Raw genomic sequence first — 12920 nt, 5'->3', positions numbered from 1 at the left:
ATACACCATGAAACTAACAACTGAAGCATGGCTGGGCGCACTTACAAACGAGCTACAAAACAACATTCTCGGCTTCTGGATGAAGCACACGCTGGATAAGGAGCACGGCGGGTTCGTCGGTGAAATCGATAATCAGCTGAACATTGTTCCCGGAGCTGAGAAAAGCCTTGTCCTTAACGCGCGGATTCTCTGGACTTTTGCAAGTGCTTACCGGACGTATGGTTCACCCGAATATCTGAGCATGGCCGAACGTGCTTACCAATATCTGCTTGAGCATTTTTGGGATAAGGAATATGGCGGATTGTACTGGATGGTCGATGCTTCCGGATCACCTTCCCAGCCTAAAAAGCAGGTGTACGGTCAAGCTTTTGCCATTTATGCCTTGGCTGAATTCCATCACGCTACCGGCAATCAGGAAGCACTGGATCAGGCGGTAGAGGTGTTCCGGGCCCTGGAGAAGTACAGCTATGATTCCGTTTATAAAGGCTATATCGAAGCTCTCTCCCGCGAATGGGAGGTTACGGATGAACTTTCGCTCAGCGATAAGGATATGAATGAGAAAAAATCGATGAATACCCATCTGCATGTGCTCGAAGGCTATACCGGCCTCTACCGCGTCTGGAAATCCGAGGAGCTGCGGGTGAAGCTGGCCGAGCTGATTGATACAATGATGGTTCACATTATTGATGATCAGGACCAGCACTTCCACCTGTTCCTGGATGAAGAGTGGAATGTAAAATCAGACATCACCTCCTACGGCCACGATATTGAGGGCAGCTGGCTGCTGGTTGAAGCGGCAGAGGTACTTGGGGATGAGGAACTGCTGGAGCGTGTGCGCAAGGTTGCCGTTACCATGGCCGAAGCTGTATTGGCTGAAGGGATTGATAAGGACGGCGGGATCTGGAACGAGGCTGATAAGAACGGCCTGCTAAACGAAGAAAAGGACTGGTGGCCGCAGGCTGAGGCTATGGTCGGCTTCTATAATGCTTATCAGCTCACACAGGATACACGTTTCTTGGATGCCTCCGGTGCAGTGTGGACATTCATCGACCGTTATATCGTTGACCATGAGCTTGGTGAATGGTACTGGGCGGTAGATGAGCATCAGCAGCCGCTCGCCCATGCTCCCAAGGTCAGTGCCTGGAAATGCCCATATCATAATGGCAGAGCCTGCTTCGAAATGATCGGACGGCTGCAGGCTGCTGCAAAGGAGACTCATTAATGACAGCCTTATTCGAAGAACGTAAAGCACAGCTGACGCAGCGTTATGAGGACCTGATTACCCGCACCAATGAAAAGCTGCCTTTCGGCAACGGGATCTTTGACCGCTACCGCTACCCGCTGCTGACTGCAGAGCATGCTCCGCTGATCTGGCGTTATGATTTTAATCCTGAGACTAATCCTTATTTCGCGGAACGGATCGGCGTAAATGGCGTGTTCAATCCGGGAGCAATCGAGCTGGACGGCAAATTCTACATCATTGCCCGTGTTGAAGGCAATGACCGCAAATCGTTTTTTGCTGTTGCCGAGAGCGACAGCGGCGTGGACGGCTTCCGCTTCTGGGATCATCCGGTTGTCCTGCCTGAGACGGAAGAGCCGGACATCAACGTCTACGATATGCGCCTTACCAAGCATGAAGACGGCTGGATCTACGGCCTGTTCTGCACCGAGCGCAAGGACCCGGATGCGCCGCACGGTGACCTGTCCAGCGCGGTAGCGCAGTGCGGCATCACCCGCACCAGAGATCTGAAGACCTGGGAGCGCCTGCCCGATCTGAAGACCGGCTCCGCCCAGCAGCGCAATGTAGTGCTGCATCCTGAATTTGTAGACGGCAAGTATGCCTTCTACACCCGTCCGCAGGACGGCTTCATTGACGCCGGTTCCGGCGGCGGCATCGGCTGGGGTCTCGCAGACTCGATCGAGAATGCTGTAATCACCAGCGAAACGATCATCGACCAGCGCTTCTATCACACTGTCAAAGAAGTGAAGAACGGCCAGGGACCCGCTCCGATCAAAACCCCGCGCGGCTGGCTCCACATCGCCCACGGCGTGCGCAATACCGCTGCCGGCCTGCGTTATGTTCTCTATGTCTTTCTGTCCGACCTGAATGAGCCGAACAAGGTTACCCATGCTCCAGGCGGCCACTTTATCGCACCGGATGGAGAAGAACGTGTCGGGGACGTTTCTAATGTAGTGTTCTGCAACGGTGCAATCGCCCGTGACAACGGAGAGATCTACATCTACTACGCCTCCTCCGACACCCGTGTGCATGTCGCAACCACCACAGTCGACCAGATGCTCGACTACGTGCTGAACACACCGGAAGATCCGCTGCGCTCCTATGCCTGCGTTCAGCAGCGCATCTCGTTGATCGACCGTAATCTGCAGCTATAATTTATACGTTTATAATAAACAGACAGATGCCCGCAGAGCTTAATGCTTCTGCGGGCATCTGTCTGTTGTTCTGGCTCCGCTGTACCTTCGCAAGGCCGCTAAGACTTTAATTCGGGAAGGCCTAAGCCCTCAGAGAACACTGCGGGAGTACCGGCAGCCGTTGAGCCTTAGAAGGCTCAGCTCTCACATCTATGTGGATTTTCGCCACTTATTTCGGCTCGAAAGTCCCGGTACTCCTAAATCCGGTGTAATTAAGTAGCATTTTTCCAACTAGGCAGGCTGATTAGGCGATTATATAGAGAATTAAGTAGCGAAATTCCACTTAGTCCGCTTGCTTGCGAAGAGGATGTTTTCCTATTTTATAAACAGGGTACAATGGAACAGAACTAAATCTTACTTACAGCGAGGAGGATAAAGAAGATGAAACCGCGGATTTCAGTTATTACATTGGGAGTAGATGATCTGGAGCGGTCGCTGGCGTTCTACCGCGACGGGCTGGGGCTGCCGTCTGAGGGGATAATCGGAACGGAGTTTGAGCACGGCGCTGTTGCTTTCTTTGAGCTGCAGGCAGGGCTCAGGCTGGCTATATGGAAACGCAGTGATCTCGCACATGACAGCAAGCTTCCGCAGACCCCTGCCAGTCCGACGGAATTTTCACTGGCTCACAATGTAAGCGGCCGGGAAGAAGTAGATAAGCTTATGGCAGAAGTGCAAAAAGCAGGCGCGGCCATTACCGTACCTGCTCACGACACCTTTTATGGGGGATATGCCGGATATTTTCAGGACCCGGACGGTCATCTATGGGAGGTCGCCTGGAACCCGGCCTGGGAGCTGCCAGAGTAACTGAGTAACTGCAGACTAACCGGAACTCGGCGGCACTGCGCTTTTGGACCAGTGGTGCCGCCGGAATAGTCATCCTATCATCCCGCGAAGTTAACCCCAGAAACTTAATAAACCTCTCCTTCGTCCCCCTGCACTTTGGCATTCAAGCCGGCAGCAGCCTCTACCATTTTTTCTATTACAAAATCATCCGCGCCCGCCACCGTAATCCGGCCATCCGTATGTCTAAAAGGGACTTTTTCATCCTCTTCCGCCAGCCAGTTAAAAAAATCCCCGCCGACCGCCAGTTTACCAAACGGGCCTTCTACCGAAAGACCGCTGCTGTACTCAAAATCCTCCTGCCCGGCAAAATATATTTTTGCCTCTTCCAGAGAAATCGGCTTACTGTCGCTCTCTGTCCAGTGTTCCGCCCGGGTAATATGCACGTTATAGCTCATCAGCTTATTCACTCCAGTTAAAATAAGTTGTCCTTTTGGCACTCCTCTTTGTTCCCGTACATCCCCTTTCCGGCTTTCCGATACTTCCGCTTAACCCCGCAGCTCCCCCACCGAATCCCGGTGGACAATATCGGCCGCGATCAGGATCTTCTCAAGTGGTGCGGACGGGCTGTTAATCCGGCTCAGCAGCTTCTCCACAGCGGCCCGGCCCATCGCTTCTTTGGGGACATGGACTGTGGTGAGCGGCGGAATGCCCCTCGCAGCATCATCTATATTGTCAAAGCCGGTCACAGAAATATCCCCAGGCACGGACAAGCCCTCCTCCCGGAGCACATTGCACACCGTAAGCGCAATAAAATCGTTCCCGCACAGCAGCGCAGTCGGTACATTATCCTCTTTTTTCCGTTTCATCAGCCACTGCTTGAATTCTTCATGTAAAATAATCGCGTCCATCCCCTCCTGCAGCAGCAGCTCGTCATCGCCTGCCTGGGACTGGAGGCCGCCTTCCTCAAGTGCACTGCGGAACCCGATCCAGCGGTCCCTGAAGCTGCGAGAATAGCGGATCGGACCGATAAAATGCTGCCGCGTATGGCCGATACCCAGCAGATGATTGCTCAGCCTGGACATGGAGTCCATATTGTTCGCAAATACGGTATCGCTCGGAATAAGCGGGTCCTCATGATCGATCAGCACCATCGGCAGGCCGATCCGGTGCACCTCCAGCAGCAGTGAGGTTGAAATAGTCCCTACACCGACAAGACCCAGCAGTCCGCCGGGATTCAGAATATTCACGAAATTGTCAGCGCGGTGCTCCGAGACAATGACCATGCCCAATCCGTGCTCGTCCAGGGCAAGGGCGATGCCGTCAACAATTTTGCCCCAGTACAGCGAATCCTGTGTCTGTGAACGGATATTGGGCATCAGCACCAGAACCGACTGTTTATTGCGGTCATTGTCAGCAGTCTGGCTGGAGCGTTTTGCATTTTGCATATATGCGTTTTTTTGTGTGAAATAGCCGAGCTGTGAAGCCGCCTGAATTACCCGTTCCCTCGTCGTTTCGTTTACGCCCTCTTTGCCGGACAAGGACTTGGAAACAACAAATTTAGAAACGCCGAGATGATCGGCAATTTTCTGCATTGTAATCTTTTTAGCCATTCCTATTCCTCCAAATGCTATTTCCGTTATCATAACTTTTACCTAACAAAATAATTATACTTGCCTCTTTCGGGATACACAAGAAAAAGCCCTTTACGCAAAAACAGGCCGGCTCTCCGCTATGGAAGAACCGGCCTGAATATACATCATACTTACCAGTTATATCGAATTAAATGGTGAACAGGGCCAGCTTGTCTTTCAGCTGGTTCGAAGCCACCTCAAGCTTACCGGACAGCGATACGAGCTGGTCGCTCACATTCTGCTGCTCGCTGCTCAGGGAAGCCACTTCCTCTGAAGTAGCCGACGATTCCTCTGCCACTGCACTCACATTGCTCATGGCATCAGACAGCACACCCTGCGAATGACTCAGACTGCCAATCGCGCTGGTAACAGACTCCAGACTGGCGATGAAATCTTCCATCTGGCCCTGCACGGAGACGAAGATATCGCTTGTGCTTTTAACGGAGGTCATCTGCTCTTTGAAGAGCGGTGCCACTTCAGACAGCTCCTCTACCGTTCCGTTCATTTCAGTAACGATGTTGTCAATGATTCCGGCAACCAGAGCGATGGACTGCTTGGACTGATCAGCCAGCTGCCGGACTTCCCCGGCAACCACCATAAATCCGCGGCCTGCTTCACCGGCTCTGGCGGCTTCAATAGTAGCATTCAGGGACAAAATATTGGTCTGCTGGGTAATATTCTTCATCACATCCAGCACTTTGACGACTGAGTAAACCGTTTCCTTCAGATTGTTGACACGGGACACCAGCGCGCTTGTCTTCTCGCCGATCAGGCCTGTCTTCTCCAGCAGCTCGCCCAGCTGCTGTGCTCCATGGCCGCTGGCTTCACCAACCGTGTGCGCAGCCTCATCCATCGCTGCGTTAGCAGCAATAACGCTCTGCATCTGTGTTCCGATCAGATCGGTCAGCTCATTGCCGCGCTCTGCTTCAAGGGCAAGGCTGCCCGCGCCTCCGGCAATTTCCTCGGTAGCCGCAGCAATCTCTTTCGCCGAAATTGCCGTTTTGCGGGAGGCATCACCGAGCTCTCCGGCAGTCTCCAGCACCTCACGCGCTGTATCGGTAGTCTGGGCAACCAGATCGGTAATCCGTTCCATCATTATGTTAAACGATGCGGACAGCTGGCCAATTTCATCCTGCGATGCATATTCAGTCCGCACGCTCAGATCACCCTTGGCTCCTTCAACCATAAGATCCTTCAGACGGGCCAGCGGACGGGCTATCATCCGGACCATCCAGAAGCCCAGCAGCACAGCAAGCAGCGCTGCTACAAGCGCGGCCATATAAGTAGTGAACAGGATCGGCTCGGCAGCTTTTACCAGTTCTCCCGTCGGAATGACCCCGGCCAGCTTCCAGTCCGCTTTGGTCATAGTGCTGAATACAGCAAGAACATCCTTACTGTCCGAGGTTTTGGCTTCCCGGCTGCTGCTTTCGCTCTTGCTGTCCTTAATGAAGTTGAATTCCGAAGCCGCACCATCATCAGCCGAAACGGAAGAAGCTACCACGACACCATCCGGATCAACAAGCTGAATCCGCGAGCCTTCGCCAAGCGAAACGCTATTAAAAGCATTCTCAAGCAGCGTATTCTTGAGTTCAAGCATCAGAACATAGCCTGATGCCGATCCCATTGTTTTGAGGGATCTTACCATCGCTACATTCTTTCCGCCGCTTCCCTGTACAGCGGTTGAGAACCAGTAGTTCTGCAGTGAATCAGCATCCTCTGTGTAGTAAGAGGTGTATTCCGTGGTCCGCGCAACCACTGTTTTGTACCATTCCTGATCTCTGATCCCATCCATCTTCAGAGTCGAATTACCGCTCGAAAGGACGCTCTCCTCCGGTGCTGTCGGGATCAGTGAAATGGCTACAATATTGGAATCCGTCGTTGTCTGGCTAGACAGCTTCTTGCTGATTGAATCCGTGGCAACGAATTTATCATAATTGGACTGTGCAGAAGCCAGAGCGTTCAGATCGCTTTGCATTTTGGTATCGAAATATAATTGCAGTGCCAGATTCTCGTACTGGTTAAGCATGATGTCCAGCTTGTCCGAGGTTTGGAGAATGGTCTGTCTGTTCGCTTCTGCCACATTATCTTTAATCGTGTTTTTAGCCTTGTTGTAAGACAACAGACCCAGAAGGAGTACGACAATTACAATCGAAGACAGGAAAATCAGAAACAGCTTGACGCCTACCGATTTCACCGGATTAACTCTTTTTACCTGACGGACTGACCCGTTCAGTACCCCTTTAAAGCTAAAATCCGGCATCTTCACTTTACTTTTTTCTTTGCCCGGTGATTTATTTCCCCTTTTAAAGCCTGGTTTTGCCTTTTGCTCTTTGTCTGATTGCTGATTGTTCTCTCTCACTTTCACCCTTCTCCCCTTCTGTTTGTTCTCTCTGTTCCCTGCCCGGGAGTCCCCATATAATCACCTACCAGCAAGAATAGAGGATGTATGTAAGCGTTCACTATCTATATCGGCTGAGTAGGACGAATTGCTTAGGATTTGCAAGAAATAATCTGAGAATTTTTTATAGTTTTTATATTCTTTTGCCACATCCGCCTATGTAAAAGAGGACGCCCCGCATATGAGGCATCCCCGTGTAAACTGAAGCTATTATTTTCTTTTGCGCATCATATCAAAATAGGCAACCGGATGATCCACCTTCATGCGTATCCGCTGAAGCGGGTGGCGGGCAGCATCAAGCTTGTTGCCTTCCTCATCCCAAAGCTCACCTACGGTCTGCTTGAATGGAGTGATGTCCGGTCCGAAGAACTCGACTTCCTGTCCAGGCTTGAAGTGATTCCGCTGCTGGATCAGGGCCATACCGGTCTGCGCATCATATTCCAGCACCAGGCCGGCAAAATCATAAGGCGCCGCTTTTTCCTCAGGCTCATAAATATGATCCTCATGATCCGGTGTATCGTAGAAGAATCCGGTGTTCAGCGGACGGTTTGCCGCCTTCTGCAGCTCCTCCAGCCATTCCGGATTGAGCACGTAATTCTCCGGATCTGCCATATAGGCATCAATTGCCTTACGGTAAGCATTTACTACCGTCGCAACATAGTGGATCGACTTCATCCGGCCCTCAATCTTAAAGCTGTCGATGCCGACTTCAATCAGATCAGGAATGCTCTCCAGCATGCACAGGTCCTTGGAGCCCATGGTGAACTGGTTATCCTCCGGCTGATGAAGAGGCAGCTGGGTTACTCCCGGCAAAAGATGCTGCGGCGCAGCAGCCTCAGCCTGATCCTCCTCCGACACCCAGGTTCCTTCCGGACGGCCATCCTCGAACAGGTCATACTTCCAGCGGCAGGACTGGCAGCAGCCCCCGCGGTTGGAGTCACGGTCTGTAAAATGGTTGGACAGCACGCAGCGCCCGGAATATGAGGAGCACATCGCACCGTGGATGAAGCTCTCGATTTCGATATCTACATGCTTCTTGATCTCGGCGATTTCCTCGAGACTGGTCTCACGGCCCAGTACGACACGCGGCAGCCCTTCTTCCTTCCAGAAGGAGACCGCCTGCCAGTTCAGGGTGGACTGCTGGGTGCTGAGATGTACCTCCAGCCCCGGCACCAGCCGGCGCGCCGTATCCACGATCGCCGGATCAGCAACAATTATGGCAGCAATGCCGGCCTCATACAGGTTACGCAGGTATTCTTCAATTCCGGCGATATCTTCATTGTGTGCATAGATGTTGGTGGCCACGAATACTTTGGCCCCGTATTTTTTGGCGAACTCAACGCCTTCGCGCATTTCCTCGAAGCTGAAGTTATCAGCCCCGGAGCGCAGGCCGTAATGCTGTCCTCCGATATATACTGCATCCGCGCCATAGTGCACGGCGAATTTCAATTTTTCCAGGTTGCCCGCCGGAGCCAGGAGCTCCGGTTTGTCCAGACGGTAACGTTTGCCCTTGTATTGGGGCTTGGTCATGGTACCCATTGATGTTCTCCCCTCCATATCTTCAGCTGTTAAAAAAGCTTAAACCCCGCTTCACGGTGTTGTACGCAGTTGCAGGGAATGTTTGGACTTCCGGCCGCTGTTATGTTTGGATTTCCTGATTTTAATCCGCTGCCGCGGTAGAAATCCAAACATAGCTTATGCTTACGTAGCCAGCTTTCCTTCGGAAAGCTCTCAGGCGGGCGCTATCGCTCCTACAGTTCCAAACTTCCCTTCCGCCGCTACACCTGAAAGTTAATGGTTCAAACCTTATTTAAGAGGCTGAATCATTGCCTTATTTTATTTCCAAAAAGATTGATTAATAGACTTGTTCTTTGTAGAAGAAGCCGAACGACAAGTCACGCTCAGGGTCCTGCAGCGCACGGATACTATCCATCCAGGACTCATCAAATTCATATGCCTGCGGGTCCTGGAAGTACAGGTCAACCGCATGGCGGAAAGCTTTAACGACAGCTACATTGTAGGCAACCGGCTTAAGCAAGCCTTCGATCTTCAGGCTGTGCACCCCGGCGGCCAGCAGAATATGCAGATCCTCCAGGATGCAGACATCATCAGAGCTCATAATATGCGTTCCGTTGATATCCTCGTAAATCGGAAACTTCTCTTCCTGGCGCTCCGCTTCAATCAGGAACAGGCCGCGGTCTTTGCCGAGGTTGCCGTCTGAGACCGGACGCCCCTGATGGGCCATATAGCTGGCCACAAGCCCGCGCTTGGAATGATAAATATTCGTCATCCCGTGCACCTGCACCTGGGCTTCCACCTCAAGCAGAGGCACCATGTCGGTGATCTCGTCCATGTTCAGCTCGCGTGCCAGTACCACACGTGAAGCCCCTTTGCGGCCCCAATAGTTAGCCGTATAGTAGTTCGTCGAGGTCATCTCGGCGTTCCAGTGAAGCCGAAGATCCGGCGCCTCGGACTTCACGGCAAACAGCACAGCCGGATCACCAAATTCGATCCCGTCAATCCCAAGCTGGCCAATGGCCTTCACATAGGCCGGAAGCTCGTCCAGCAGACGGTTGGACATCAGGCCGCCCAGACTGGCATATACCTTACGTCCCATGCCATGGGCCAGTTCTATTACAGCAACTGTATCCTCCAGCGTAAAATGGCCGGCCAGCCGCATGCCGAAACGGTCGTCTCCGATCAGCAGCGCGTCTGCGCCTGCATTAAGCAGCGCGCGCGCCTCTTCCAGGGATGCCGCTGTAACCAGCAGCTCCGGTTTGTTCATCATGTTGCATCCTCCTGCCCTTGCGGTACATCAAACCGCAGTAATCTCTATTTTAATAGGTTACGGCGTAGTTTGTTCACTTTTTTTTATATTGGCTAAATGTTCCTCATACGTTTTACCGAATAGATGGCCTTGTGTGCCGTCTTTTTTGGTCACGTAGAAGTAATATTCTGATGCCTCAGGGACAAGCGCAGCCTTGATTGATGCAAGTCCGGGACTGGCAATCGGCCCCGGCGGCAGCCCTGCATTTTTGTAAGTATTGTACGGGCTGTCCACTTCCAGGTCCTTGTACAGCAGCCGCTCCTTCTGCTTGCCCAGCAGATACTGGACTGTAGCGTCAATCTCCAGATCCTGGCCCTTGTTCAGCCTGTTATAAATAACGCCGGCCACCAGCGGCCGCTCATCGTCAACCACAACCTCACGCTCCACAAGCGAAGCTACGGTCAGCAGCTCATGCAGGGAGAGTTTGCGTTCAGCCAGCTGTTTTTTCCATTCGGGAATACTGTCCAGCTTCTTCTCCAGCTGCTCCAGCAGCGCTTCGACAACCTCCTGGGGCGTGCTGTCCTTAAGAATCTCATACGTTTCAGGGAACAAGTATCCTTCAAGACGATGCAGCACCTCAGTACCGGAAGGAATCCCAAGCCTGTCAACAGCAGCCAAGCCTGCCCCTGAATCGATAATCTCAAGATAAACCTCAGGCTTCTCCCCCCAGACCTCAGCCAGCTTGTCTGCTACTTGCTTTGCTGTGTATCCTTCAGGAATAGTGAAGACAACCGTCTCCTTCTTCACGACATCCCCCGCATTCAGCCGGGCAATCAGATTGTCATAAGTATCGCCGGGGCTTGCGGTATAAGTACCCGCCATAAAGCCGGAGCCTTCCTTAACCCACTTCAGATAACCTTTGAAAAATAAAGCGTTACGGATAATGCCGTTCTCCTCCAGCAGATCAGCAATTTCCGAGCTGCCCATGCCCTTCTCTATCGTAAACGTAACGGCTGGCCCTGCGGGCTTAACCGGCTGCATTCCATTCCAGACATACCATGCGCCTCCCCCTGCTGCCAAGACCAGTACCAGGACTATAATCAGCACGGCGCGGATTGCGGCTTTCAAATGGAATTCCTCACTTTCCGACTATATAGTATAGAATTGTATTATCTTAAATTCAACATATTTTTTTACTATACGGGTTGATCTAGTGATTTTTATATTTCAGCATGGCCATTTTCATGGCTTACCAAGCAAAAAGAGCGCGGAAATAAATCCGCCCTCTTCCTCGCCCAGCATAGATGTTGTATATCTGGAACAGTCTTTATTCCGTGTCTTCTGCAGGAAAAGTCAGCTCATCGTACAGCTCGGAGACATCTTCCCACTCTTCATCGTCAACGATACTTTCCAGCTCCGGCACACCGTCAGGCGAAACCACGATCCGCAGAATTTCCTGCTCCGCGCCTTTTCCGGAACCGGCCAGTACCGCATACGCGCGGTCACCGACCTCAAACTCGGCGACAATATTGTAAACGGAAGACCGGCCCTGCTCATCTTCCAGTTCTACTGTTTCTCCGTAGACTTCCTTGAGCTTAGATGTCCAGACCGCCTGTTCCGCGGAAAAATCAGTCATTCTCTGCTCCCCCGTCAAGCTCGTCAACAAGTGTATTGAAGGTTTCTTCAACGATTGCCCACTCTTCGTCATTCTCGATCATGAAGAGCTGCAGATCATCGCCGTCTTCCTCGTAACGGAACGCATAGACCTCGTCGCTATCCTCGTCCTCGGAATCAAGCGGCACCACCATCATATACTTTGCATCCGAACCGTCGACTTCAAACTTCATGATGACCTCAAATTCCTCTTCATTACCTTCCTCATCGGGAATATAGATAATTTCCGGTTCTTCTTCTTGGCCAATCTGCTCGTTTGTCATAAATGCGCACCCCTCACCTTTTACTGTTAGCATCCAAAAAATTTTGCAAAATCAGGGCTGCGGCCATTTTATCCACAATCCCTTTGCGTTTCTTCCGGCTGACGTCCCCTTCAATCAGCATCCGCTCGGCGGATACTGTCGTCAGACGCTCATCCCAAAGGTGTACGGGTATTTCGAGTTCTTCCCGCAGCTGACCGGCAAACTCGATACAGATTTCACCGCGGGGTCCAACTGAGCCGTTCATATTCTTCGGCAGGCCAACCACGATTTCTCCAATCTCATGCTCCTTGACCAGCTCACGGATGCGTACAAATTCATTGCCGTTTCCGCGGCGTTCAATGGTCTCCAGAGCCTGGGCGGTCCACCCGAAAATATCACTTGTGGCGACTCCGATTCTGCGGTCGCCGTAATCCAGTCCCAGCTTCTTCATCATCTCGGCTGATCCACCCGGTGATTGGCCAGGTAGAAACGGACCAGTTCCTCAATCAGCTCATCACGTTCTTTTCTCCGGACCAAACTTCTCGCATTGTTGTGGCGCGGAATGTAAGCCGGATCTCCGGAAAGTAAATACCCTACGATCTGGTTGATCGGATGGTACTCTTTCTCCACCAGCGCGTCGTATACGGCGAGCAGAATTTCCTGGGGAGAAGCTTCCTTTTCGTCGCCCTTCACATTGAATTTAACCGTTTTGTCCATGGAGTCCATTTGTGACACCTTCCTTCTGCAAAATCACCCTCAGAGGGCGGCTTCGCATAGTTGCTGCTGTACAGCTCACTTGCTGCCTTCATCATAACATATTCAGGCCCTGCCTTGGAAATCCTGCCTCTGAGATAGCGCTTTTTTTGGCATTTTATCTACAAAAATATAGATAATTTTGGTTTTTGAGCTATTGCAGAACCATTCCCGGGCGAATTTTCGCCAAAATGCACCACTCTGCCCTGCTTAATAAAGCAGCGGTACTGATGTAAGGC

At 51.9% G+C, this 12920-nt stretch carries 13 protein-coding genes; 3 read left to right on the top strand and 10 right to left on the bottom strand.

The window, feature by feature from the left end; translation table 11 throughout:
- Window positions 1-7 precede the first annotated feature (7 nt).
- The 3 genes from NST84_RS08260 to NST84_RS08250 all read left to right on the top strand — a co-directional run bounded on the left by NST84_RS08260 (window position 8) and on the right by NST84_RS08250 (window position 3237).
- On the top strand, window positions 8-1222 hold the full coding sequence (locus NST84_RS08260) for an AGE family epimerase/isomerase (protein WP_342565118.1): 1215 nt from the start codon (window positions 8-10) through the stop codon (window positions 1220-1222).
- Window positions 1222-2394: a glycosidase gene (locus NST84_RS08255; protein ID WP_342565117.1), complete on the top strand. Its 1173-nt coding sequence runs from the start codon at window positions 1222-1224 to the stop codon at window positions 2392-2394. The genes NST84_RS08260 and NST84_RS08255 overlap by 1 nt, the downstream gene beginning before the upstream one ends.
- A 420-nt stretch (window positions 2395-2814) precedes the next feature.
- Window positions 2815-3237, top strand: coding sequence for a VOC family protein (locus NST84_RS08250; RefSeq protein WP_342565116.1), 423 nt, complete (start codon window positions 2815-2817; stop codon window positions 3235-3237).
- A gap of 104 nt (window positions 3238-3341) precedes the next feature.
- On the opposite strand, the gene NST84_RS08245 is transcribed toward NST84_RS08250, so the two are convergent.
- The 10 genes from NST84_RS08245 to NST84_RS08200 all read right to left on the bottom strand — a co-directional run bounded on the left by NST84_RS08245 (window position 3342) and on the right by NST84_RS08200 (window position 12654).
- A complete protein-coding gene (locus NST84_RS08245) occupies window positions 3342-3683 on the bottom strand; it encodes a hypothetical protein (protein WP_342565115.1) in 342 nt (113 codons plus the stop codon).
- A gap of 78 nt (window positions 3684-3761) precedes the next feature.
- Window positions 3762-4826: a LacI family DNA-binding transcriptional regulator gene (locus tag NST84_RS08240; protein WP_342565114.1), complete on the bottom strand. Its 1065-nt coding sequence runs from the start codon at window positions 4824-4826 to the stop codon at window positions 3762-3764.
- 169 nt (window positions 4827-4995) lie between these two features.
- The gene (locus NST84_RS08235) at window positions 4996-7206 is read right to left on the bottom strand and encodes a methyl-accepting chemotaxis protein (RefSeq protein ID WP_342565113.1); all 2211 of its coding nucleotides are present in this window, start codon (window positions 7204-7206) and stop codon (window positions 4996-4998) included.
- A 249-nt stretch (window positions 7207-7455) separates the two neighbouring features.
- The gene (locus tag NST84_RS08230) at window positions 7456-8784 is read right to left on the bottom strand and encodes a U32 family peptidase (protein ID WP_342565112.1); all 1329 of its coding nucleotides are present in this window, start codon (window positions 8782-8784) and stop codon (window positions 7456-7458) included.
- A 316-nt stretch (window positions 8785-9100) separates the two neighbouring features.
- Window positions 9101-10033, bottom strand: a complete 933-nt coding sequence (locus tag NST84_RS08225) for a peptidase U32 family protein (protein WP_342565111.1) — start codon at window positions 10031-10033, stop codon at window positions 9101-9103.
- A gap of 57 nt (window positions 10034-10090) precedes the next feature.
- Window positions 10091-11140, bottom strand: coding sequence for an endolytic transglycosylase MltG (gene mltG / locus NST84_RS08220; protein WP_342565110.1), 1050 nt, complete (start codon window positions 11138-11140; stop codon window positions 10091-10093).
- A 199-nt stretch (window positions 11141-11339) separates the two neighbouring features.
- The gene (locus NST84_RS08215; protein WP_342565109.1) at window positions 11340-11648 is read right to left on the bottom strand and encodes a DUF1292 domain-containing protein; all 309 of its coding nucleotides are present in this window, start codon (window positions 11646-11648) and stop codon (window positions 11340-11342) included.
- Complete coding sequence (locus NST84_RS08210) at window positions 11641-11949, bottom strand: DUF1292 domain-containing protein (RefSeq protein WP_039871393.1); 309 nt, start codon at window positions 11947-11949, stop codon at window positions 11641-11643. Before NST84_RS08210 ends, NST84_RS08215 begins: the two co-directional genes overlap by 8 nt.
- A 13-nt stretch (window positions 11950-11962) precedes the next feature.
- On the bottom strand, window positions 11963-12379 hold the full coding sequence (gene ruvX / locus NST84_RS08205; protein ID WP_342566378.1) for a Holliday junction resolvase RuvX: 417 nt from the start codon (window positions 12377-12379) through the stop codon (window positions 11963-11965).
- Window positions 12379-12654 (bottom strand): IreB family regulatory phosphoprotein, encoded by a 276-nt coding sequence (locus NST84_RS08200; RefSeq protein ID WP_039871391.1) that lies wholly within the window; start codon window positions 12652-12654, stop codon window positions 12379-12381. The genes ruvX and NST84_RS08200 overlap by 1 nt, the downstream gene beginning before the upstream one ends.
- Between the last annotated feature and the right edge of the window lie 266 nt (window positions 12655-12920).

Source organism: Paenibacillus sp. FSL R7-0345 (assembly GCF_038595055.1).
Classification (GTDB): domain Bacteria; phylum Bacillota; class Bacilli; order Paenibacillales; family Paenibacillaceae; genus Paenibacillus_AQ.
This window is presented reverse-complemented; position numbering and strand designations above follow the sequence as displayed.